The 24432-nt window shown below is 35.9% G+C and carries 23 protein-coding genes; 13 read left to right on the top strand and 10 right to left on the bottom strand.

Features of this window, described 5'->3' with window-relative positions; all coding sequences use genetic code 11:
* Positions 1-31 precede the first annotated feature (31 nt).
* On the top strand, positions 32-511 hold the full coding sequence (locus ACPX19_RS10250) for a heme-binding domain-containing protein (protein ID WP_426429911.1): 480 nt from the start codon (positions 32-34) through the stop codon (positions 509-511).
* A 110-nt stretch (positions 512-621) separates the two neighbouring features.
* Entirely contained in the window at positions 622-1875 is a 1254-nt protein-coding gene (locus ACPX19_RS10255; protein ID WP_426429912.1) for a glycosyltransferase, read from the top strand.
* Between the two features lie 33 nt (positions 1876-1908).
* Here the strand turns inward: ACPX19_RS10255 and ACPX19_RS10260 are convergent, their stop codons facing one another.
* A complete protein-coding gene (locus tag ACPX19_RS10260; protein WP_426429913.1) occupies positions 1909-2907 on the bottom strand; it encodes a hypothetical protein in 999 nt (332 codons plus the stop codon).
* 167 nt (positions 2908-3074) lie between these two features.
* Here ACPX19_RS10260 and ACPX19_RS10265 point away from each other — a divergent pair, with 167 nt between their 5' ends.
* The gene (locus ACPX19_RS10265; RefSeq protein ID WP_426429914.1) at positions 3075-3524 is read left to right on the top strand and encodes a hypothetical protein; all 450 of its coding nucleotides are present in this window, start codon (positions 3075-3077) and stop codon (positions 3522-3524) included.
* A complete protein-coding gene (locus ACPX19_RS10270) occupies positions 3524-3724 on the top strand; it encodes a helix-turn-helix transcriptional regulator (protein ID WP_426429915.1) in 201 nt (66 codons plus the stop codon). Before ACPX19_RS10265 ends, ACPX19_RS10270 begins: the two co-directional genes overlap by 1 nt.
* 77 nt (positions 3725-3801) lie before the next feature.
* On the opposite strand, the gene ACPX19_RS10275 is transcribed toward ACPX19_RS10270, so the two are convergent.
* Entirely contained in the window at positions 3802-4476 is a 675-nt protein-coding gene (locus tag ACPX19_RS10275) for an SIR2 family NAD-dependent protein deacylase (RefSeq protein ID WP_426429916.1), read from the bottom strand.
* Positions 4477-4603: 127 nt separating this feature from the next.
* Between ACPX19_RS10275 and ACPX19_RS10280 the strand changes: the two genes are divergently transcribed.
* Complete coding sequence (locus ACPX19_RS10280; protein ID WP_426429917.1) at positions 4604-5260, top strand: TrmH family RNA methyltransferase; 657 nt, start codon at positions 4604-4606, stop codon at positions 5258-5260.
* 33 nt (positions 5261-5293) lie between these two features.
* Here ACPX19_RS10280 and ACPX19_RS10285 read toward each other — a convergent pair whose 3' ends face one another.
* Complete coding sequence (locus ACPX19_RS10285; RefSeq protein ID WP_426429918.1) at positions 5294-6100, bottom strand: carboxypeptidase-like regulatory domain-containing protein; 807 nt, start codon at positions 6098-6100, stop codon at positions 5294-5296.
* Between the two features lie 163 nt (positions 6101-6263).
* On the opposite strand from ACPX19_RS10285, the gene ACPX19_RS10290 reads away from it, so the two are divergent.
* On the top strand, positions 6264-8624 hold the full coding sequence (locus tag ACPX19_RS10290) for a T9SS type B sorting domain-containing protein (protein WP_426429919.1): 2361 nt from the start codon (positions 6264-6266) through the stop codon (positions 8622-8624).
* 2 nt (positions 8625-8626) lie between these two features.
* Here ACPX19_RS10290 and ACPX19_RS10295 read toward each other — a convergent pair whose 3' ends face one another.
* Positions 8627-10417 (bottom strand): DEAD/DEAH box helicase, encoded by a 1791-nt coding sequence (locus tag ACPX19_RS10295; RefSeq protein WP_426429920.1) that lies wholly within the window; start codon positions 10415-10417, stop codon positions 8627-8629.
* Between the two features lie 373 nt (positions 10418-10790).
* Here ACPX19_RS10295 and ACPX19_RS10300 point away from each other — a divergent pair, with 373 nt between their 5' ends.
* The gene (locus ACPX19_RS10300) at positions 10791-11765 is read left to right on the top strand and encodes a hypothetical protein (protein ID WP_426429921.1); all 975 of its coding nucleotides are present in this window, start codon (positions 10791-10793) and stop codon (positions 11763-11765) included.
* Between the two features lie 273 nt (positions 11766-12038).
* On the opposite strand, the gene ACPX19_RS10305 is transcribed toward ACPX19_RS10300, so the two are convergent.
* From ACPX19_RS10305 to ACPX19_RS10320, 4 genes are all read right to left on the bottom strand, one after another.
* Positions 12039-13889, bottom strand: a complete 1851-nt coding sequence (locus ACPX19_RS10305) for a WD40/YVTN/BNR-like repeat-containing protein (protein WP_426429922.1) — start codon at positions 13887-13889, stop codon at positions 12039-12041.
* Positions 13890-14008: 119 nt separating this feature from the next.
* On the bottom strand, positions 14009-14884 hold the full coding sequence (locus ACPX19_RS10310) for a hypothetical protein (RefSeq protein WP_426429923.1): 876 nt from the start codon (positions 14882-14884) through the stop codon (positions 14009-14011).
* Between the two features lie 103 nt (positions 14885-14987).
* On the bottom strand, positions 14988-15494 hold the full coding sequence (locus tag ACPX19_RS10315) for a DUF3124 domain-containing protein (protein ID WP_426429924.1): 507 nt from the start codon (positions 15492-15494) through the stop codon (positions 14988-14990).
* Between the two features lie 86 nt (positions 15495-15580).
* On the bottom strand, positions 15581-16168 hold the full coding sequence (locus ACPX19_RS10320) for a non-canonical purine NTP diphosphatase (RefSeq protein WP_426432452.1): 588 nt from the start codon (positions 16166-16168) through the stop codon (positions 15581-15583).
* Between the two features lie 141 nt (positions 16169-16309).
* Between ACPX19_RS10320 and ACPX19_RS10325 the strand changes: the two genes are divergently transcribed.
* Entirely contained in the window at positions 16310-18052 is a 1743-nt protein-coding gene (locus ACPX19_RS10325; RefSeq protein ID WP_426429925.1) for a glycoside hydrolase family 2 TIM barrel-domain containing protein, read from the top strand.
* Here the strand turns inward: ACPX19_RS10325 and ACPX19_RS10330 are convergent.
* Positions 18025-18447 (bottom strand): thiol-disulfide oxidoreductase DCC family protein, encoded by a 423-nt coding sequence (locus tag ACPX19_RS10330; protein ID WP_426429926.1) that lies wholly within the window; start codon positions 18445-18447, stop codon positions 18025-18027. The genes ACPX19_RS10325 and ACPX19_RS10330 overlap by 28 nt on opposite strands.
* 153 nt (positions 18448-18600) lie before the next feature.
* Between ACPX19_RS10330 and ACPX19_RS10335 the strand changes: the two genes are divergently transcribed.
* Complete coding sequence (locus tag ACPX19_RS10335; RefSeq protein ID WP_426429927.1) at positions 18601-18900, top strand: HPF/RaiA family ribosome-associated protein; 300 nt, start codon at positions 18601-18603, stop codon at positions 18898-18900.
* A 54-nt stretch (positions 18901-18954) separates the two neighbouring features.
* Here ACPX19_RS10335 and rlmH read toward each other — a convergent pair whose 3' ends face one another.
* Positions 18955-19428, bottom strand: coding sequence for a 23S rRNA (pseudouridine(1915)-N(3))-methyltransferase RlmH (rlmH, locus tag ACPX19_RS10340; protein ID WP_426429928.1), 474 nt, complete (start codon positions 19426-19428; stop codon positions 18955-18957).
* Between the two features lie 188 nt (positions 19429-19616).
* On the opposite strand from rlmH, the gene nadC reads away from it, so the two are divergent.
* From nadC to priA, 4 genes are all read left to right on the top strand, one after another.
* Complete coding sequence (gene nadC, locus ACPX19_RS10345; protein ID WP_426429929.1) at positions 19617-20474, top strand: carboxylating nicotinate-nucleotide diphosphorylase; 858 nt, start codon at positions 19617-19619, stop codon at positions 20472-20474.
* Positions 20475-20557: 83 nt separating this feature from the next.
* A complete protein-coding gene (locus ACPX19_RS10350; RefSeq protein ID WP_426429930.1) occupies positions 20558-21511 on the top strand; it encodes a YihY/virulence factor BrkB family protein in 954 nt (317 codons plus the stop codon).
* Positions 21504-21923 (top strand): DUF2147 domain-containing protein, encoded by a 420-nt coding sequence (locus tag ACPX19_RS10355; protein ID WP_426429931.1) that lies wholly within the window; start codon positions 21504-21506, stop codon positions 21921-21923. Before ACPX19_RS10350 ends, ACPX19_RS10355 begins: the two co-directional genes overlap by 8 nt.
* On the top strand, positions 21920-24373 hold the full coding sequence (gene priA, locus ACPX19_RS10360; protein WP_426429932.1) for a replication restart helicase PriA: 2454 nt from the start codon (positions 21920-21922) through the stop codon (positions 24371-24373). Before ACPX19_RS10355 ends, priA begins: the two co-directional genes overlap by 4 nt.
* Positions 24374-24432: the final 59 nt, after the last annotated feature.

Below are 24432 nucleotides of genomic sequence, written 5' to 3' on the forward strand. Positions count from 1 at the left end.
TTTTTAACGCTTCTAAATTAGTTAAAAAACCATGATAAAAAAATCACTTAAAAAAGTAGGTCTCGTTTTATTGGTTGCATTTGTAATCGCACAATTTTTTGGACCAGAAAAAAATGATGGAGATATTGCTTCGGTTGAGGCCTTTATAGCAGATACCAATCCACCTGAAGATGTACAACTGATAATGAAGAGTGCTTGTTTTGATTGCCATAGTGACCATACACGCTATCCTTGGTACAACAATATTACTCCTGTAAATTATTGGTTGGCAGACCATGTAAAGGACGGTAAAAAACACTTTAATGTTTCTAAATGGAGCGACTATTCCGATAAGAAAAAGGACCACAAACTCGAAGAACTTGCCGAAGAAGTCGAAGAAGGCCATATGCCTTTACCAAGCTACACTTGGACGCACAGTGATGCTAAACTTAGCAAGGAACAGATTGAAGCTGTAGAAGCCTGGGTCAAAACCGCTCGAATTAAGTATGCTTTTATAAAAGATCCACAATAACTAAAAAACCGTCAGTTCGAGTGATTTTCTCTTAGATTGATCACGTCACACTGAGCTTGTCGAAGTGTAGTCGAAATCGATGAAAATTGTATCGAGAACGAGGCTTTTTTATGACAAAAAAACTCTTAATTATCGGATTCGTTTGGCCAGAACCTAAAAGTTCAGCAGCTGGTAGCCGAATGCTTCAGTTAATTGAGCAGTTTCTTAATCAGGATTTTGATATCACTTTTGCCTGCGCTGCCAAAACTTCCGATAACACCTATGATGTATCACAACTTGGTTTAAAAACACAAACCATACTGTTGAATGATTCATCTTTTGATGAATTTATAAGCCAATTGAAACCTAATGTTGTACTCTTTGATCGGTTTATGGTTGAAGAGCAATACGGTTGGCGTGTTGCTGAACAGTGCCCTAATGCCTTACGTATTTTGGATACTGAAGATTTTCATGGTTTGCGAAAGGCTAGGGAATTGGCTTTAAAAGAAGGTGTTGATGTTACAGTTGAACATCTACAAAACGACACTACAAAACGCGAAATTGCTAGTATTTACCGTTGTGATTTAAGCCTAATAATCTCAGAAGCTGAAATAGACATTTTAACCCAAAAATTTAACATTGATGAAAGCTTACTTTATTACCTGCCTTTTTTGTTAGAACCAATTCCTGAATATAAGATAAACGATTTGCCAACTTTTGAAGAACGACAGCACTTTATAACCATTGGTAATTTTTTACATCCACCCAATTACGATGCAGTATTGTATCTAAAGCAAACTATTTGGCCAATAATAAGACAGAAATTGCCAAAAGCAGAGCTGCATATTTATGGTGCTTACGAATCTCAAAAAGTAACGCAACTCCACAATGAAAAAGAAGGATTTTTAATAAAAGGGTTTGCAGAAGATGTCAATGTAGTGATGCAACAAGCAAAAATATGTTTAGCACCCTTGCGCTTTGGTGCAGGACTAAAAGGCAAGCTTGTAGATGCAATGCAAAATGGTACACCGTGTATCGTGTCTACCATTGCAGCCGAAGGTATATTTAATAAAACTGACCGGTCACTGAGCGAAGTCGAAGTGAACGGTTTTATTGAAGATAATCCCGAGGCATTTGCCCAAAAAGCCGTTGAACTTTATACCAATGCTGAGTTATGGCAAGATAAGCAAGACCATGGTTTTAAAGTTTTGAATACGCGTTTTGATAACACCAAATTTGAACATGACTTTACACAAAAAATCGAAGACTTAAGCGCAGATTTAAAAAGGCATCGTCAAAATAATTTTGTGGGTAAGATATTGCAACACCAAACGTTACAAAGTACCAAGTATTTGAGTAAGTGGATTGAGGAAAAGAACAGGTAAAATATAAGCTTGAAAATGTATAGTTTTATATAGTTAGTTTTCAACTATATAAATACTATTCAGAAAATCGTAAAGGCTTTCATCCAAAATCAATTCAACATTATTATTAATCAATAATTTATTAGGGCCAAAATTACCAGAAGTTAATTCTCTAACTATTGCGTAGACATTGCCATTTTTGACTTTTAAGTCAACAATATGAGTTTCGAAACCTTCTGGTGAAATGTAGTAAGAATCGTTGTTTTTCATAATTTCTCTACGCATATCAAAAGCAACATTACTATGATTAATTATAGAATAAATATCGGTCGTATCAAAAGCTAATCCAAGAATAGGATTTTCATTCATGGTTTCTACATTAGTATTAATATTTTTGTAAAAGCCCATTCCATTTCCTATAATACTACCGTATGTATAAATTTCGTTTTCATTTTCTACTATACCATGTGGTAAATAACCAGGGTCAAAAGGGTTAAAACTATTATTGATATATATACCTCTTTGATTGTTTTCGTTTTTTGAAAAAACATAAATGTTATCATTTATGACTTTAATTGAAGTTTGTTGATGTCTATAAACACAATTAGGGAGTATAATCGTTTTTACACCATTTTTCCAATAAACCAAATTATAAGTTATTGGATTGGTCGTACTCTTTAGATATCCTACAAAATACTCATCAGTACCATCTATTATCATATCTGTGATATAATCTATCTCGTAGTCTGCTTCTTGAAATTCCTCGTTTAGGTTGGTTATGTTCCCATTTTCCCATAGTAAATATATAGAACCACTCCTTCCAAATACATAAACAGTATTATCCTGAACAATAATTTTATCTGCAGTTGTACTACTGAATCCACCATTATTAAGGGTAATTTCAGCATTATTTTCCCAATACGTTGCGTTACCATCTTTTTGTCCAGCAACATATACATCAATAGAGTTCAAGTTGTTGGGTTCGGATATATTGTCACTATTACTACAGGTTATAAGAATAAGAGCTAAAGCAGCTAAAACAAATTTTTTCATAATGACATTTATATTTTTTAAGATATAAAACTTTCTGCCTCCTAAGTTCGCCTAAAAAATTGACAATATCAAGTTTTTGTTAAAACCCTTGTGTAAAAACAAAATGTAAAATATATTTGTCATATAGTGAAAATAATTTTACTAATTATAAAATATATTTGTCAATCATGAACACAGAAAAATTAATCGATTGCGAGCGCACACGCCTTTTAAAAATCACAAAGTTTAGGTTACCACATCAGTTTATGATGATTGGTATGGTAGTAACTGTAATATCTATAGTTATGATGTTTGTTAGAGCATCTGTAATGGATGGCGATACACAATGGTTGAAACTCTTGCTTCAAAAAACATTGCTTGTTGGTATGTTGTTGATGTCAGTCTCAAAAGATAAAATTGAGGATGAAATGACCATGAGTCTGAGGGCACAATCCTATGCGGTGGCCTTTATTGTTGGTGTTGTGTATGCCCTGGTAATGCCTTATGTAGAGTTTGGGGTGTCTAATGTGGTTAATTCAGGTGGTGAAGTGTATAAAGACTTGGGAGATTTTCAGGTGTTGTTATTTATGCTTATGATTCAACTTATGTTTTACCACACGCTAAAACGCTACAGATAATGGAGAATACGATTAAAGTAGAGCGTGCTATTCTCAATCTAACTCAAGGAGATTTAGCCGAAAAAATAGGTGTTTCTCGTCAAACTATAAACTCTATTGAGGCCAATCGTTATGTGCCTTCTACGGTATTGGCTCTAAAATTATCTGAAGTGTTTAATAAGCCTGTGAACGACTTTTTTAAGTTGAGTGAGGATGATTAACTTATGCGTCAGTTCGAGTATCTCGACATAAAATGTCGAGATGTATAGAGCACTACACGTTTTGAATTCAAAAAAGTTTATTTTAAAATCTCAAAGATATCCTTCATCCCTTCAGTAGCAGTTTTCGCAATAACCTTAATATGATGATGGCGAACTAAAGCAGGTCTTGGATCTATATAATAAATATCAGTATCTGGTTGCACATAATGTATCAGGCTCGCGGCAGGATAGACTTGCATACTTGTGCCAATGATGATAATAATATCAGCTGCATAACAGATTTTAATGGCTGTATCCATCATAGGCACATCTTCTCCAAACCAAACCACATGCGGTCGTAATTGATAGCCTTTTTTACAGGTATCACCAACATGAAGATCTTCAGTCCATACGCGGATGTCATTGGGATTGCCAGAGCTTCTTATCTTTCGTAGTTCACCATGTAAATGCACCACATCGGTACTGCCAGCACGCTCATGTAAATCATCTACATTTTGTGTCACAACGGTCACCTTGTACTGCTCTTCAAGTGCTGCAATATCCTTGTGCGCTTGGTTGGGTTGTACCTCTTTGAGCTGCCGTCGTCTTTGGTTATAAAAGTCTAACACCAATTCTGGATTTTGTCTAAAGCCTTCTGGTGAAGCCACTTTCATGACGTCATGGCCTTCCCAAAGTCCATCATGGTCTCTAAAGGTTTTTACACCACTTTCTGCACTCATACCAGCACCTGTTAATACGACGATATGTTTCATTTTTTAAAAATAGTCAATTTTATGTCATTGCGAAGCTGACATTTTTGTATGCTGTGGCAATCTGATTAAATTTGAAAGATTACCACGTCACTTTGTTCCTCGTAATGACATTCCGTATTTTTGAACTATGCCAGATTTAAAACTTTTAGAACATCTAGAATCCTATCTTACCGAAAACCGAAAAGAACGTTTTAAAACCGTTTTGGCGCAGCGTACCAAGTATTTTACAGTGGCCACGGAAGATGTCTACCAATTGCACAATACCAGTGCCGTTATTCGTTCCTGTGATGTGTTTGGCATACAGGAAGTGAATATTGTTGAAGAAATCAATTCGAAACGCATTGATCGGGAAATTGCTATGGGAGCTCAAAAATGGGTCGATCTTAATCGGTACCACACCACAAAATCCTGCATTGAGGATTTAAAATCCAAAGGCTATCAGATTGTGGCGACCAGTCCACATGCCAAGGACTGCGACCTTATAGATTTTGACATTTCCAAGCGCTCCTGTTTTTTCTTTGGCAGGGAAACCGAAGGTCTATCTGAGCGTGTTTTGGAAGAAGCGGATTGCTTTTTAAAAATTCCGATGGTAGGCTTTACCGAAAGTTTGAATATTTCCGTCTCGGCGGCCATCATTCTTCAACATGTGACGTCCAAATTGCGTAAATCCGACATCAAGTGGCAATTAACCGAAGCTGAGCAAATTGAAAAACGTTTTGATTGGGTTAGGAAAACTTTGAAAGATTACGATGCTATTGTAGAGCATTACAACTCACAGATTTGATTTCTTAATGGTGTGCCTTCTTTGTAAAATGTATTAAGCTTTGTCTTTTTTCTTGTTTTTACGTTCCTTGCTGCGTTGAATTACTTTATATTCTTCGTAGCATTCGCTAATAGCATCTAAAATCTGTAAGTCGTTTGCAGTATTGATAAAGTCTTTGGAGTAGTTACATTGGTTAACGATTTCATCCAGATCGTACTTGGTAACTTGTAATAAAACCATGAGCATTTCCCTATCAAAACGCTTGGCTAATTGGTTTCTTATTTCATCATCTTCCTTAATCTTTTTAAGCTTATGCATTTCGTTTGGCTTCTTTCCAAACATATTATAAAGGAAATCAGCAGGATTAAAAATAGCACCTAAAACTTTAGTGGCTATGTTAGGTCTTCCACCTTCATAAGCCTTACCATACAATCCAGAAATACGATATTGATTGTTGTTTGTGATGGGCACTTGCTTCATATCTACCTCTAAATAACCTGTGAGTTCAAGGGATTTTACAGTAACTTCTTCTAGCGCCAAGGCTAATTCGGTCATTACAATTTCGGTGTTGCCAAACTTTAACCAATCGTTAGTAACTCTTACTTTGATAGATTTATAACCAAGATAGGATAAGTGTAGTGTATCGTTAACCTTTGCTTTAATTTCAAACTTACCTTCATCATCTGTTGCTATACCAACAACTTGATTGATATTAACAATATTAACCTCACTCAAAGGCTCTTTGGTTGTAGAACTGGTGATGGTTCCTTTAACCGTTTCTGGTGTCTTTGTGGCTGTACTATCTTGACTAAAGCTGTAAACCGTAGTGAAGCATAAGAATATAAATAGTAGGTGTCGCATAGTGTTAAATACGTTGTAAAGGTAATAAACAAAACTGATTTTGTCCTTTTAAGCAAAAGATTTGACTAAATATTAACAACGTTTCAAGGCTTTTGTTATATTGTTGTTTGATGTTTTTGAAAAAGTTTTTTTCAAACAAAAGATTACTTAATTAAAAGAAATTTTGAAAAAAATAACCTGCTTATTTACCTTAACAGTACTTTGCTATTTTGGTGCTTCTGCTCAAGGTGAAGCTTCAAAATGGTATTTTGGCAATAATGCAGGTTTGGATTTTAGTACAGGAAATCCCATTGCACTAACAAATGGTCAGTTGGTTACAGACGAAGGCTGTGCAGCAATCTCTGAAAATAATGGTGATTTGCTTTTCTATACTGATGGAATAACTGTTTGGGACAAGCAACATAATGTAATGCCTAATGGTACAGGTCTTACAGGTGATGCCTCTAGTACACAATCTGCCATTATTGTTCCTAAACCTGGTAATATTTCTGTTTATTACATCTTTACTGTAGATGATTTGGCAGGCCCTAATGGTCTAAGATATTCTGAAGTTGACATGACTTTAAATGGTGGCAATGGTGATGTTACTAACCTGAAGAACGTAGAATTGAATGCATTTACAACAGAAAAGATTTCAGCTGTTAAGCATGCAAACGGAATCGACTTTTGGGTAGTAACACACGATTGGAACAATAATAATTTTTTATCCTATCAAGTCACTACGGCTGGTGTTGGTATCACTCCTGTTACGTCATCTGTAGGGGAGGTTCATGGTGACGATGGTTTAGATTCAAAAGGGTACATGAAGATTTCTCCAGATGCATCAAGACTTGCCTTAGCTTCTTGGTCTGGAAATAGTGTAGTTGAAATTTTTGATTTTAATAATTCTACAGGTCTAGTTTCTAATCCAATTTTAATCGGTAATGGCTTTTTTTCAATAGGTCCAGCTTCTGGTGCTTATGGTATCGAGTTTTCTCCAGATAGTAACCTACTATATGTTACAGATCAAAAATTCTTATTTGGTTTCATTACTAGTCGTCTATTTCAGTTTGATTTAAGTCTTGCCACAGCAGATGATATGATAAATTCTGTAACTACGCTGTATGACGATAGTAATATCAATACTATATTTGGTGCGCTTCAGCTTGCTGTTGATGGAAAGATATATATTGCCAGGGCACAAGAAGAATTTTTGGATATTATCGAAAATCCAAATGAAATAGGCCTTGCTTCAAATTATTTAGCAAATGCTGTGAGTTTGGGAAGCAGATCTTGTGGTGCTGGTTTACCACCTTTTATCGCATCGTTTTTTAATTTTTCAATAGTTACTCAAGGCACTTGTCTAGGACAAGGCACAGAGTTTATATTAAACTCCAATACCGAAATTAATTCTATAATTTGGGATTTTGGTGATGGTTTTACTTCAACTGAAACCAATCCAACACATTACTATCAAAATGCTGGGTCTTATGATATCACTGCGGAAATAAGTGCACCTGGTGAAACCATTTTTATATCTAATATTGTTATTATAAATAGCTTCCCAATAGCGAATACACCAAGCAATATGTTTCTCTGTGATGATATTGAAAATGATGGTGTTGAAACCTTTGATTTAAGTATTCAGAACATTGATATTTATAGCTTACCAGGCGTTAATATTACCTATCATTTGTCAGAAGACGAAGCCATTAATAATATAAATCCTATACAAACTAGTTATGAAAATGTAAGCAATCCTCAAACCATTTTTGTTAGGGTACAAAATAGTTTAAGTCCAGATTGTTTTGATACTACTAGCTTTCAATTATATGTTTTGGAAACACCAGTATCTGGTGAAGAGACAGTTTACTTATGTAGTGATGAATCTATTGACTTAAGCGCAGGGGAAAATTATGATTATTATAACTGGTCTAATGGAGAAGCTACGGAGTCTATTACTGTAGATGCTATAGGGAGTTACTCAGTAGAAATTATCAATAGCTTACAAACGCCTGAGGGCGAAATTACTTGTGTAGGTACTAAAATCTTTACGGTAGTTGAATCTGATGAAGCTACGATTACAAATGTAGAAATTACAGATTGGACAGAAAATGACAATACAATTTCTGTTTTTGTTGAAGGTAGTGGTGATTATGAATATTCTTTAGACAACATAAATTATCAGGATACGAGTGTATTCTCTGATCTTTTGCCAGGAGAATATGTGGTGTATGTTAGAGATAAAAACAACTGTGGTATTGTAACCGAGGATGTTTATTTATTGTATTACCCTAGATTTTTTTCACCAAATGGAGATGGTGTAAATGAACATTGGCAAATAGAGTTTTCGGATTTAGAACCAGAAATTGAAATCCTAATTTATAACAGGTATGGTAAGCTTCTTACCCAGATATTGCCTAATTCATTGGGTTGGGATGGCACATTTAATGGTGCTAAAATGCCAGCTTCAGATTATTGGTTTGTAATAAAAAGACCTGGTAAAAACAATGTTTACACAGGTCATTTTAGTCTTAAACGTTAAAGTTATTTTCTGCGAGATTTACGAGGTCTTTCAGAAGCAGAGCGTTTCCCTTTTTTAGATTTATCAGAACGTTTTCCTTCTGGTCTTCCAAAATCTTTGCTACGTCTAGGACGTTTTTCGCCTTGAGATCGGTCATTACTTTTTCGTTTTCCTCTTCCTTTATCGCGTCTTCCGCCACCACTATTTCCTTTGTTTTCACTCACTTCTACATTTACAAAGCGTCCATTGTACTTAAAGTCCGTGAAAAATTCTAATACTTTGTTTTCGTTTTCTTTTTCAGTGTTGAAGAATGAAAAACTGTCTTTAACGTCTACTTTAAAAATATCATCTCTACCTAATTCTAAAACTTCTTTTAAGAAATCCTTTAAAGACATCCAATCATAACCATCCTTACGACCAACATTAATAAAGTAACGTGTATCGTTGCCTGATGATTCTCTTCCGCCACCGCCATTGCTTCCACCAGAATCGGAGACAGCTAAATCCTTAGAACCTTTATAATAGTTAAAGAACCTAGTAAACTCAACCGAGAAGAACTTCTTGATCAATTCCTCTTTATTGGTGTCTTCAAACAGTTCGTTGATACTATCTAAATACTTATCAATTTCGTGGTTAACTTTTGTATTGTGGATTTTATTAGCCAAGCTCATTAATTGCACTTCGCAGATTTCCATTCCAGAAGGAATATCTTTCTTTTCAAACTGTTTTTTAATGATGTTTTCTATGCTTTTTATTTTTCGTACTTCACTTTTGGCAACAATAACCATAGAAACACCAGTTTTACCGGCTCTACCTGTACGACCAGAACGGTGTGTGTAGGTTTCAATTTCGTCTGGCAATTGGTAATTAATAACATGTGTAATATCATCCACATCGATTCCACGAGCAGCAACATCTGTGGCAACAAGCATTTGAATTTGATTGTTTCTAAAGGATTTCATAACCAAATCACGTTGATTTTGACTTAAATCACCATGTAAGGCACCAGCATTATAGCCATCCTCAATCAGTTTTTCTGCGATTTTTTGGGTATCGCGTTTGGTTCTACAGAATACCACCGAAAAAATATCAGGATTGGCATCAGCCAAACGCTTCAAGGCCAAATAGCGGTCACGACCATTAACCACATAGTATTCGTGGGATACATTACTGGTACTTTCATTTTTATTACCAACAGTTATTTCTATTGGGTCGTACATAAAATCTTTTGCAATTGTAGCGACCTCTTTAGGCATAGTAGCAGAAAACAACCAAGTACTCTTATCTGTTGGCGTGTGCGCCAGAATATCTGTAATATCCTCATAAAATCCCATGTTTAGCATTTCGTCAGCTTCATCCAAAACACTGTACTGAATTTTAGATATATCAACCAAATTACGGCTAATCATATCTTTCATACGACCAGGCGTAGCCACAACAATCTGTGCACCCTTTTTTATTTGGTTGGCTTGCTCAGTAACGCTAGCACCACCATATATAGCGACTACATTTAAACCTTTGCAGTATTTACCATAAAGCTTTAGCTCGTTGGTAATTTGTAAGCATAATTCTCGAGTAGGAGAGAGGATGAGCCCTTGTGTGGTTCTACTCTTAATGTCAATTTTTTGAAGCATCGGAAAACCAAATGCTGCAGTTTTACCAGTTCCTGTTTGTGCTAAAGCAACCAAGTCGCGTTCTTCTTGAATTAAGACAGGAATAGCTTTTTGTTGAATCTCGCTAGGGGTTTCAAATCCTAAATCTGAAATAGCGTTAAGAAGGTCTTCATTAAGACCAAGTTGTTGGAATGTTCCCATTTTTTTGTTTGTGATGTATGCGATAAATTAATGCAGTGTTACATTAGAAGCGTATCGACATACTTAAACCTAAACTTCTGGTAACACACCTCACTCTGAGGTCTTCACGGTTAGTTTTAGGTGCCGTGAATTTCGGCGCAAAGATAGACGATTATTTTAATATTCAATAATCTATTCATATTTCATCAGGAACTTGGTATAAACATGGACTAAACAAGTAAATTCTAGAAAAAATACATCTAATATTTTATAGCAATATATTATTTGATAAATGATATTGGTCATTGCTTAAACTTTACATCTGGCTTAACTTCACAATTCTGAAAAATCTACTCAATGTTGAGTATTTAATAACATATAAAACTAAAATATTATGAAAACTAAGCAATTTATTACAGGAATGGTTTCCATATGCATCGTATTTTGTTTTATCCTAACTTTTACAGCATGTAATAATGACGATGATGATGGTCCAACTACAGTAGCTTATCGAGTTACAGAAAAAGTAACTACGGAAATCTATGGAGCAAATACTTGGGAAGAAAAGACTACCTATAGTTATTTAGATAATCTTTTAATTGAAGCTATACAATTTGATAAAGAAAATAATGTTTGGGTAGAAGAAAGAAAAACAGAATTTGAGTATAACGGTGACTGGGTGACTTCTACACGCTATTATAAAGATGGAAATGATTGGATTTTGGAAGGCATGCAATCATTATATGAAATGAAAATTGTTGATGGTAAAATAATGGAAATTAAATATACTTATCCGAATTCTGTTTACAGAGAAGTTTTTACCTACAGTGGAGATAAAATAACTAAAGTAGAAAATTTCTATAATGGAGAATTACAGTATAAGTATGCCTGCATATATAATGGAGATAATCTGGCAGAAATCATTGAATACGATTATTATGAAGGCTTTGAAGAATTAGAATATAAGTATGAGTTCACTTATACAAATGGAAATTTAACTGAGATGATAGGGTCATACTATGAAAATGGAGTTTGGGTAAATTCTGACAAGGATATATACATGTACTCTGGAAATAAAGTGATTCAAATTGATGATTATGATTATTATGAAGGTAGTTGGGAATTGGATGATAGTACTAATTTTAGCTACAATAGTGAAGGTTTGTTAGAGTCTATTGGTGAGAGTGGTGATGGATGGACATGGGAGGAAATATACACCTATGAAGCAGGTAGAGGTAATTATAAATTGTTATACGGAGAGGGCGTTTATTACGATGTTTTTAATTACCCAACGGCTCAAAGAATGAGTACAGCCAATACAGGTCCTGAGGACAGCAAGTTAAATATAATCCGATTTTTATTGCGTTAGACTATAGAGGTGATGAAAGGGTATTACCGTACTATCAAGTAACTTTTTACTAAACCTAAAAACGACCTTACAGAAATGTAAGGTCGTTTTACATTGGTAAATAAGATAATTAAACACTACGTGATATATGGTTTTAATCTTAAACCGTTCGTTTTATTTTTAGGGAGTGCGATAGACTCTTATTTGGATTGGCAATGCGGTATGGCGCTTATCGGTTAGTATATGAGCCGTATCCTTGAAGGTATGGCTTCATGTACAGTGTTATATCTTGTTTTATAATTTTTTTCTTTCAAATATCCCTTTTTCTGAAGTTGTATAGAGTGTGCCTTCATCTCCTTCAATTAATCCAAAATTTACTAAGTTCGTTAACCCGGTATTGTATTCTCTCCATATACTATCCTTGTATTCTAACCTATAAACTCCTTCACCCAGAGTACCACAAAAAATTGAACCATCCGATTTGGGACATAGGGTCGTTACAGTCAAATAATCATTGTCTTCGCGCAATCCGGAATTTAATTCTACCCATGTTAAACCATCATCAGACGATTTATGAATACCACTTGCATAACCACCAGCATAAATCTCATCATCTACTTTCGAAAAAGACCATGCAAAGAAATTTTCATCAACGTTTTTCCAGGTTTTACCATGATCTGGAGAACGGAGCGTTCCTCTAAAAGTACCAACTAGTAAGGCGCCATTTGGAGTTTCAATAGCAGTTCTAAAGGAGTTCTGTTCAAATATCCCCATTTCATATTTGGACCATTCACGGCCATCATCAATGGAATAATATAATCCATCGTCTGATGGACATGCAACAAGCAAATTAGGATTTATCTGAGATAAAAAGATCATTTCTCCTCCTAACTCAGCAGTTTCTGTCCAGTGTTCGCCATTATCTTCCGAACTAAATAAAGTACCATTATCAGCTGTGAGTAAATTTCCGTTGGGCAATGTGATTAAACTTCCCATGGAGTTAGTCCTTATCTGCTCCCATTCCTTAACCGGAATTTTGGCGCGCCAGATTCCTGATTCAGCACTGGCAAATAAATAGTTATTGTGTTCAACAATCTCATAGGTCATCCAATTCTCAATTTCTTTACCTGTTTGTGTCCAACTCTGGCCTTTATCATTGGAGATAAAAATGGATTCCGCATTGCTTCCTGCAATTAGTTGTTCGCTGGATGAAGTTCTTATTAATCGTATCTGAGAATTGTTTAAGCTTGTTGGCTGCCAAGTTTTACCACAATCAACAGATTTAAAAACACTATTATCTCCAATATATGTAGGATTGCCAGTACTTGCGAATATTGTGTTTTCTAAAATAGTTAAGTCGGTAACTTTTGTATTTGGCGAAATCCCTTCATCAGACTGGGTCCAAGTTAGGCCCAGATCCTCAGATTTATATATACCACCACCAATTGTTAAAGCAGCGTCTTGAGGGTCTCCAATTGAAGCGAATAAGGTTCCCTTAAAATCAACCATACCTGATACGGGAATTGAATCTGGCAAACCGCTAACATTGGCAGACCAGGTAATCCCATTATCAGTTGATCGATAAACACCCTTTTTGCCCGTACCACATGCAAACACATAGTTCAATCTTGGATTGAAGACCCCTTTAATATTATCTACTTCAATAGTAGTTTGTTGCCATGTCAGACCATCGTCAATTGAAACAAAAACCCCAGACTTAGTATCTTCAGGCGCTCCTTCGCTTACAAATGTTGCTGAAGTAAAAATCTTGCCATCAGAAGTTTGAATAATTTTAAATATGTATACATTATTTTCGAAACCAACATTTCCCCAGGTTTCACCTTGATCAACTGACCTTAAGATTCCACCCCGATATCTGCCGACCAAGAGAGTTCCTGTTTGAGTAACTAAAATTTCCATGGGTATCCCTTCAAAATTTATTGGGTCCCATTTATTTCCGCGATCTTTTGACAGGTATAATTCAGCTGCTCCTACATAAAATGTTCCATCAGAAGCTTCGTCAAAACAATTTATTGTGGCAGATATTGGTGCAGGTAATTTTTCCCAACCAGCTACTTCGAGTTTTTCCTGGCATCCGGAAAAGAGAATACCAATAATTGCTATTAAAACAATTCTTATTTCCATGGTTATAATTCCATAAGATATAACGTTAAGATATGGTTCCGTTTCAATGAATTATATCGATTGATAAGCGAAGGTCGCCATTTTAAACCATAATGTCAATACGTAACTTCACGTATTTTTTAGTGCAGGGCTTTGTCGCGGTAGCGCGGTTGCCGTATCAGTTTCATAGAGCGCAATAAATCGAGATACTCCTTGGCCATCATGTCATCATCTATAACTTCTGAATTCATTTTATTAAACCCATGGATCATATAGGTATCTTTTGGTTTCCGCAGTACAATATAAATATCTTCCCTAGAAAACTTAAATAAGGTACGGTCGGCCTCAAAAATAACATCGCCTACCAAAAAGCTGGGTGCATTCATTTCTTTGTGTAGTAAGTCCAAACCTGTACGTTCTTTGGCATAGCAATACAGTTTTTGGATAAAGCGTATGGTTTCGGCATTACAGGTGGTGCTTAAGGGTTCTAAGGTTTCGGTTTCAAAGTAATTATGGGCATCCTTAAAAAAATGGTTCACCACCCTGAGTATGGAGTCTACGGCTGGCCGCGTTTTAACCTCCTGTTTATAGTTTACAATTTTTTGCTGCGCCCTTTGGATGCGCTCTGTGGTGGCGTAACTGTCGTTTTCGCCCATGACCTTCCATTGGCCATCGTACTTGCATACCTTAATTTTGTAGTATTCGTAGCCGCTCATTTGGCAATTGCCACAGCTGTCATTGACTTCCACTGATGTTGCCCAAATGTTTAAATCGGCTTCGATGATTCGGGTTTTGAGCATCTTAGCGTATTTGTGATGTAGCATAATGAGCTTATACAAGGAATCTTCGGTAACGGATTTTATTAAAAGGGAGTCTCCCTGTTTCAGTGCTTTGCGCGCTCGTATAAATGTATTGCAGGTCTCACGGACTTTAGCAGCGTCGTCCTGCGCATAACTAGAGCAAGCCAACATGAGCATGATGATGACCACTATGTAGGTGTGTTTAATTTGAAGCATCCTTAAGAGTATTTAAAAATTCAATAAGCTGTTTTACGGCCTTACCACGATGGCCTATTTTGTTTTTTCTTCTCAGGCTATAGGAATTAAAGTTTCAGTATTACTATTTAATCCTTTTGGCTTTTGTGGTAAAGGATAAGCCTTGTTGTCCCATGGTAGAGGTCATAACGCCCTCAAAAAGAGGTTCTGGGCAATCTGCTGGGATTTTCCACTCAAAAATAAAGTTTGAACCTGTTCCACCAGACACATCAACTTCATCTATAACAATTTCTGTAGTTTCCATTGGTGCGAGATAAATAGGGAAATCAAAATACTTTCTAACAGATTTGCCATGTGTGTCATAGTATTCGGCTCTTAATAGATAAATAGTATCCTTATCACTTGTATTTCTCATACTAGCCATAGAGGTTAAGTTGTGCTTAGTATGTTCGGTCAGACTATATATTTGAGAGTAAATCGATAGATAGGATTTACCGTATTCTAAAGAATCATTAGCCTTTAATTCAATGGCTCTTTTAGACCAGTTTTCTGGATTTAAAGACGTATTTTCTTTCTTTGTCTCACAGCTAAAAACTATTAATACAAGAAAAATAAGATACTGTAATTTCATAAGCACTTTAATTTTGTTTGAGTCTTTTACCATTGATACTTTAATAAGTTTTTAGTTTTTTAAAGATAATGGTAAAGTTCTTTAAATTATAATTTTTGTTGAAACTGATTTAAAAATTCAATCAATTGAGATACAGCCTTACCACGATGTCCTATTTTATTTTTTTCTTCTAACGAAATCTCAGCAAATGTTTGGTTGTAGCCCTCAGCTTTAAAAATGGGGTCATAACCAAAACCTTGTGTGCCCTGTTTTTCGGTGGTAATCTCACCTTTGCAAATACCTGTAAAGGTCTTGAGTTCTCCGTTGAGGTGTAAAGCAATAACCGTTTTAAACTGGGCTTTACGAGTGGTCGCTTGTTTGAGGTTGGTAAGCAGTTTGTTCATGTTGTCCTCAGCGCTGCGTTGCGGTCCGGCATAATGTGCCGTATCCACTCCGGGCGCGCCATTTAGGGCATCGACTTCCAAGCCTGTGTCGTCCGCAAAGCAATCGTAACCATAATGGTCCTTCACATAACTGGCTTTTTGCTGGGCATTGCCTTCAATCGTAACTGTAGTTTCGGGTAGCTCCTCGTGGCAACCAATGTCCTTAAGGCTTAATAAGGTAATGTGCTTGGGCACTAAGGCTTGTACCTCTTTAATTTTGTTTTGGTTATTGGTGGCAAAGACAATCTGCATCATATGGATGTAATGGGAGGTAAATATACTGTAATATTCGTTTTTGGGTTTGGGATGTCTTAAATTTATAACTCTAAAATGTGAACAATGCGGTTACTTATTTTTTTTTGTGCGCTGTCTTTAAGCGCGTTTGGCCAAACGGTGGTTAAAAAAGTCAACTCCAAATGGGTTATGGAAGTAGATGGAACACCCTTTGACATCAAAGGTGTCACCTTTGGATATCATGATGATGTGTCCAATTACGATACCTATTTTAAGGATTTAAAGTCCCTTGGTGTCAATACCATCAGAACTTGGGGTACGGATGAAAATACACCTGCCTTGTTGGATGCGGCAGAACGGTACGACATCAAAGTGATGCTCGGTATCTGGTTGCGCCATGGCCGACCTGGAATGGAAGATGATGATAGTTTTGACTATCTCAGGGATAAGGAAGGTATGGAAGCGATGTATAACGCTGCTATGGAAACCGTAAGCACCTATAAGGATCATCCTGCTGTTTTAACGTGGGGAGTGGCCAATGAAGTGTACTTAAATATGGCGACAAACGAAGAAAAGTTGGTGTACTCAAAGTTTTTGGAGCGCGTTTGTAGCAACATAAAGCAATTGGATGTCAATCATCCCATAACCTCTGTTGAGGCTTGGACGTTTGGATTGGATTGGTGGGAAAAATATGTGCCATCCTTAGACATTTACGGTTTAAATAGTTATGGTCCTGGTGCGGGCGTGCTTCAGGACGAATTGGATAAACGCCAAATTGATAAACCCTATATCGTTACCGAGTTTGGTGTCACTGGTGAATGGGATGCACCAGCCGATAAGAATGGGGTGAAAATAGAACCTTTTGACAAGGAAAAATACGATGCCATTGTTAAAGGCTACAACAACTGGATTAAAACCAAACCCTCGTGTTTGGGAGTGTATGTATTTCATTACAGTAGTGGTACCGATTTTGGTGGAGTGTGGTTAATGACCCATTTTAAAGGCTTATACCGACCACAATATTGGGCGATACGTGAAGCGTTTACAGGTAGAAAACCAGACAATAGTGTGCCTGTTATTGAAGCCTTCAATTTGCCAGATGCGCCATACAACAGCGCGGCTTGGATTCCTGTGGAGTTGCAGGTTACCGATACGGAAAATGAAGCTTTGGCTGTTAGCTTTTATTATAATCAGCGGGAAGGCAGTCGAAGACGCCGAAATCAGATGTTACCCTTACAACATAGAGGTACTCTGGAAACAGGATTTGAGATTCAATTGCCGCAAGAAAACGGAGCTATAAAAGTCTATGCCTTTGCAAAGGATACCTATGGCAATTTAGGGATTGCCTCTACATCAATCATGGTAAAGGACAAGGTGGCGGCAGCACGCCCTTTCAAGGTGCCAAAAGCAGCACTTCCATTCTATGTTTATAAGGACAACGAGGATGTACCTTATTTTCCATCGGGTTATATGGGCAATTATAGAGGTTTGGCAGTTGATCTAAACCATTCCGAAACGGTGCATTCTGGTAAAACGGCTATTGAGATTAGTTACAATGTCGGTTATGATTGGTACGGGTTTGCCATGGTCGATCCCGCTAATGACTGGGGAGATATTTTGGGTGGTTACGATATTTCTGGTGCCAAGACTTTTAGTTTTTGGGCCAAATCGGACAGTAGCAATGTGATGGCGACAATAGGCTTTGGTCTTATTGAAGATGATAAAACCTATTACGATACGGCCATAAAATCTGTTGAAATTAAATTAACCAAGGAATGGAAGAAGTATACCATTAAAACCAAACGCTTAGACCTGTCTTGCATACGGTCAGGACTTGTTGTTTTTTCAAGCGGAACGGGATTGCCGCACAAAATTTATATAGATGATGTGGTCTTTGAATAGGGATTATCCTGTGGTGTCGCTATAATGCAACGGTCTGCTTCCCCAAACCACTTTACCCGATTCCTAGAGGCAAACTTATAAATAATATCTCTTGGAACTCTTGGAATGTACGTTAAAACACCTGAAAGTAATTGGTAATTGGGCAGTTTGCCCAAGATTTTTAAAAAACCATCCGAATGAGTACTTATGCCGTTATCATCAATAAGAATGACAGTTTTGAGTTCCTTTAATGGAAAACCATATTGGGATAACAATGCCTGACCGTATGGCGACTGAAAAGCAACAAATTGAAATGTATGCTTGGGTGCTGACTTTAACAGCCAACGCACAACACCATTGCATAAATTGCATGCACCATCAAAAATGATAATATTGGTTTTGCGTTGGTTGTTCATAAAGCACTCAGTTGCAAAATAATAGTCGATACTGGAGTTTTAAACTTTCATAACGTTTGGATTTTAAAGATTATTTATGATAATTATCAGTAATGCCAAGCGTTAAAAGTTGTATATTAGAGAAAGGAATTATTAATTAAAACAAGTATAATTATGACGGTAAATTTTCAATACGTAAATACGGATGTAAGTGAAACATTATCAGCATTTACCAGAGAAAAGTTAGAGAAATTATCCAATAAATTTGAATTTTTAATATCAGCGCAGGTATACATCAAACACGATGACAAAGACCACGAAGCAGGTAAAATATGTAACATAGAATTGAGTCTTCCAGGACCGCGAATTTTTGCAACGTCCAATAAGCCATCTTATGAAATGGCCGTAAATGAAACGATTAACGATTTAACACGTCAACTAAAAAAAAGAAAAGGAGTTTTTAAAACATTTTAAAATTGAGATAAAACGCTTAGACGTTTAATTATAACAGAGGGTTTACTCGGTTGGTTATCTATGATGATATGGTTCGTTCTTTAAAATAGTAAACCCTCTGTATAATTGTTCTATAAAAAACAAACGAACCATTTGATGCGAAAATGTCATTTTAGACAAGCCCAATTTTCCATTGGCACGCTTGTACAGGTCATCAGAAAAACCATAAGGCCCACCAATAACAAAGATTAATGTTTTTACTCCTGAATTCATGTGCTTTTGCAGATAGGACGAAAAGGCAATGGAATCCATTTGCTTACCGTTTTCATCGAGCAGAATAAGCACATCAGAGTTTTGGGTTTTCGCCAGTATCAGTTCACCTTCTTTTTCCTTTTGTTGAGCTTCAGAAAGATGTTTAACGTTTTTGAGATCTGGTACAATCTCAAATTCAAATTTGATATAGTGGCTAAGGCGTTTTTTGTAATCTTCAATTAAGGTTTGAAGATTTTTATTATCTGTTTTGCCTATAGCTATGAGTTTAATTTGCATATTCTTTTGTCGCTTCGAGTGATTCTATTTTCGATCGCTATCGAAATTGGAATTGTATCGAGAAGTCTAGTGTAGTTGGTTCTCGATACAAATTTATTCGTTTTGCTTATAAATTAACCCGAACTGACTTAAGATTTATTAAACTTTTCTAATTTCAATTCCTATTTTTACACTAAATAAAACGTGAGATGATTTCAAAAGACCAATTCCAAAGCGAAATAGATTCAATTATTGCCAATGCCATTAGAGAAGATGTTGGTGATGGTGACCACAGTTCGTTAGCTTGTATACCAGTTTCTGCTAGAGGAAAGGCAAAACTTTTGGTAAAAGATGAGGGTATTATTGCTGGTATTGACTTTGCAAAACAAGTGTTTGCCTATGTAGACAAAGACATGAAGGTTGAAACACTAATTGAAGATGGCACTAAAGTGAAGTATGGAGATATTGCGTTTTATGTAGAGGGATCTTCCCAATCTATCCTTAAAGCCGAACGTTTAGTACTTAATGCCATGCAACGCATGAGTGCTATTGCCACCAAAACGAGAACCTTTGTGGATTTGTTAGAAGGTACTGGAACCAAAATATTAGATACGCGAAAAACGACACCAGGTATTAGAGCTCTTGAGAAATGGGCAGTAAAAATTGGAGGCGGCGAAAACCATAGATTTGCACTTTACGATATGATTATGCTAAAGGACAATCATATCGATTTTGCAGGTGGAGTTTCTAAAGCCATTGAGCAAACAAAACAATACCTTAAAGATACCAATAGAGATTTAAAAATTATAGTTGAAGCACGCGATCTCGATGAGATTAATGAAATCCTTGATTGTGGTGGAGTGTATCGTATACTGATAGATAACTTTAATTACGAAGACACTAAAAAAGCTGTGCAACTTATTGGTGATAAATGTCTCACGGAATCCTCAGGTGGCATTAATGAAAAAACGGTAAGACGTTATGCCGAATGTGGTGTGGATTTTATTTCATCAGGCGCATTAACACATTCGGTTTATAATATGGATTTAAGCCTAAAGGCGGTTTGATTTAATTTTCAGTAAGCAGTGAGCAGTATATCGTAAATCTAAAAGTCTAAAATGTCTAACAATCTAAGAGCCTAAAAAAGTTTATGACCAAACCTATTGAAGATAAACTAGATAAAATTCCTGTAATTAATTTATTGGTTCGCTTTTTTAAGGAAATAAGGTTACCAGGTTTTGAAGGTTTATCCATATACGATTTGTTAGAACTCTATGCTATGGGGATTGTTAAAGGAGCGCTTACCACTAGAGCTAGTGCTATTGCCTTTAGTTTTTTTACAGCTATTTTTCCGTTTTTATTGTTTGTAATTATCGTAATGCCTTACATACCAATTGATGGTTTCCAAGTTGAGTTTGAAAGGTTTCTGAACGATTTTTTACCACCACAAACATCAGAGTTCTTTTTTGCCAATATTTTTGAAAATATTAGTGGAGGTTCTGGTGCAGGATTACTGTCCTCAGTGTTTTTATTATCCATGCTATTAATGGCTAATGGAGTCAATGCAGTGTTTTCTGGTTTCGAGAATTCATATCATGAACAATTGACGCGTAATGTGTTTCAGCAATATTTATATGCGCTTGGTGTGGCTTTAATCCTTGCATTTTTGGTGCTTCTAACCGTTGCAGTCTTTGGGTACTTTCAAATTTATGTCCTTAGTCCCATTTATGAGAGTTTTAGTGGTGAAGTACTAGGAGATAATAGTCAAGGAGTGGGTTGGATTATTTTTGCCAAATATATGTTCTTCGTTATCATGGTGTATTTAGCGACTGCAACTTTGTATTATTTTGGAACTAAAGAAGGGAGACATACGCGTTTTTTCTCTGTAGGGGCATTATTAACAACCTTGCTTATAATCCTTACCTCCTATTTGTTTGGTGTTTATATAGACAACTTTTCACAATACAATAAGCTTTATGGTTCTATTGGGGCACTTTTAATTTTGTTATTATACTTATGGTTGAACTCAAATATTTTGCTTTTGGGTTATGAGTTAAATGCATCACTACGGAGACTACATAAAATTAATAATAAAGATGAATAAGTTTATTATAATAATAATTCTCTTAATGGGTTGTCATGGTGTTTCAGCTCAAAGTATTTTGGGAAAATGGAAGTCTATTGATGACGAAACAGGAGAAGCCAAATCTATAGTAGAAATTTATGAAAAGAATGGCAAGGTTTATGGCAAAATAGTAGATATACTAACAGCTAAAAGAGATGCCTTGTGTAACAAGTGTAAAGGAAAAAATAAAGATAAGCCTGTTCTTGGAATGGTCATTATAGAAGGATTAGAAAAGGAAGATAACGTTTATGAGGGCGGAACTATAATCAATCCTGAAAATGGAAAAGAGTATAAGTGCCAACTTAAAATTGAAGAGGATAAAGATACACTAAGAGTAAGAGGCTATGTCGCTTTCTTTTATAAAACACAATATTGGAAACGTGTCGAGTGACCTATTTTCTAGATGTCATATTACCAATTCCGCTTCAGAAAGCTTTTACTTATCATATCACAGATGCTGAAGCCCAATTCCTAAAAACAGGAATGCGAGTTGCTGTACCCTTTGGTAAAAGTAAAATATACACCGCATTGGCTTATACAATTCATAATAATCCTCCAATAGCTTACGAAGCAAAAACTATTCATCAAATCTTAGATGAAGAACCTATAGTTACTGATTTGCAACTTAAACATTGGGAATGGATTGCTAATTATTACTTGTGTAGCTTGGGTGAGGTAATGCGAGCAGCTATGCCAAACGCTTTTATTTTAGAAAGTGAAACCATTATTGTGAAAAATGAAACTGCTCAAGTTGACGAGTTAAACTTAGACGATGATGAATTTTTAATTTTTGAAGCTCTACAATACCAATCGTCTTTAAAGATTCAAGATGTCGTTTCAATATTAGATAAAAAACGAATTCTGCCAGTTGTAAATGCTCTAGTAGAAAAAGGAGTATTACAGTTGCAAGAAGAGCTTTACGAAAAGTACAAACCAAAGTTAGTACGTTATGTAAGACTTCATCAAACTTATAAATCTGAAGAAAAGCTTCAAGAATTATTAGAAGTTTTAAGTCGGGCACCAAAGCAGCGTGAAGTTATTCTAGCTTTATTTTCGCTTGAAGCATCAGAACAAAAACCAATCAAAGTCTCTGAGTTAATGGAGCGGAGTGATGCATCCTCAAGCATAATAAAAGCACTTGTAGATAAATCAATTTTGGAAGAATATTATATTCAAACAGATAGAGTTCAGTTTGAAGGTGGAGGTGATGAGCAAACCAAGCAGTTGACTGACGCCCAATCAATAGTATTAGAAGATATTAAAGTGTCTTTTAAAAATAAATCGGTAACCTTATTGCATGGTGTAACTTCATCTGGTAAAACCGAAATCTACGTAAAGCTCATAGAAGAACAATTAAATCTAGGCAAACAAGTCTTATACTTGTTGCCTGAAATTGCCTTAACTACACAGTTGGTGCAACGTCTTCAGGATTATTTTGGGGATAAGGTAGCCGTTTTTCATAGTAGGTACTCAAGTAATGAGCGTGTTGAGGTTTGGCATAATCTAAATGACAATTTAGAAAAAGCACAATTGGTAATTGGAGCACGTTCTGCTTTGCTGTTGCCGTTTTCCAATTTAGGTTTAATCATAGTTGATGAAGAACATGAGCAATCCTACAAACAATTCGATCCAGCACCGCGTTATCATGCTAGAGATGCAGCAATAGTATTGGCTAATATCCATAAGGCTAAAACACTTTTAGGGTCAGCAACACCGAGTTTGGAAAGTTATTTTAATGCTAGTCAGGGCAGATACGGTTTTGTAGAATTAAAAACACGTTTTAATAATGTACTTATGCCAGATATTGAACTGGTAGATTTGGCAGATAAGTACAAGCGTAAACGTATGAAAGGTCATTTTTCGGACCGTTTAATTGAAGAGATGACTGAAACTTTAGATGAAGGTTTTCAAATTATATTATTTCAAAACAGAAGAGGGTTTTCGCCTATTGTAGAATGTACCACTTGTGGTAATTCACCACAATGCCCAAATTGCGATGTAAGCTTAACGTATCATCAATTCCGAGATCAGTTGCGTTGTCATTATTGTGGATACCATACGGTTATGCCAAAAACGTGTCAAGCTTGTGGTAATGCTACTTTAGATACTAAAGGTTTTGGTACTGAGCAGATCGAAGAAGAAGTAAAAGTGCTTTTTCCAGACAAGAAAGTAGCACGTATGGATTTAGACACCACACGAGGAAAGCATGGTTTTGAAAAAATCATCACAAAGTTTGAACAGCGTGAGATAGATATTTTGGTAGGCACCCAAATGCTCACTAAAGGTTTAGATTTTAGGCATGTAAAGCTGGTAGGTATTATGAATGCTGATAATTTGCTAAATTTCCCAGACTTTAGAGCGCATGAGCGTAGCTATCAATTAATGACACAGGTAGCAGGTAGAGCAGGCCGAACAGATATAAGAGGAAAAGTGCTGATTCAGACTTATAATCCGCATCATAATATTTTGCAACAAGTTTCAACGAATGCTTATAAAGAGATGTATGCAGAGCAAATGAACGATAGATATAACTTTAAATACCCACCAATTTATCGTTTAATTAAAATCACATTCAAGCACAAGGATTACAATAGGGTTAATCTGGCAGCCGATTGGTATGCTAAATCACTACGACAAGTATTTAAATCTAATATTTTAGGTCCTGAGTTTCCGCCTATATCCAGAATTAGAAATCTGTTCAATAAAAATATCTTGATTAAGATTCCGCAAAATCAATCATTGTCAAAAACCAAAGATGCTATTATGAAAATTGATAACAGCTTTAATGCAGTTAAGGATTTTAGGTCTGTGCGAGTAGTGTTGAATGTAGATAATTACTAAAACAAAAAAATCCCAACATCGCTGCTAGGATTCTTTATATCAATGTGTATTGAGATATT

The organism is Winogradskyella sp. HB-48 (assembly GCF_049942685.1).
Lineage (GTDB): Bacteria > Bacteroidota > Bacteroidia > Flavobacteriales > Flavobacteriaceae > Winogradskyella.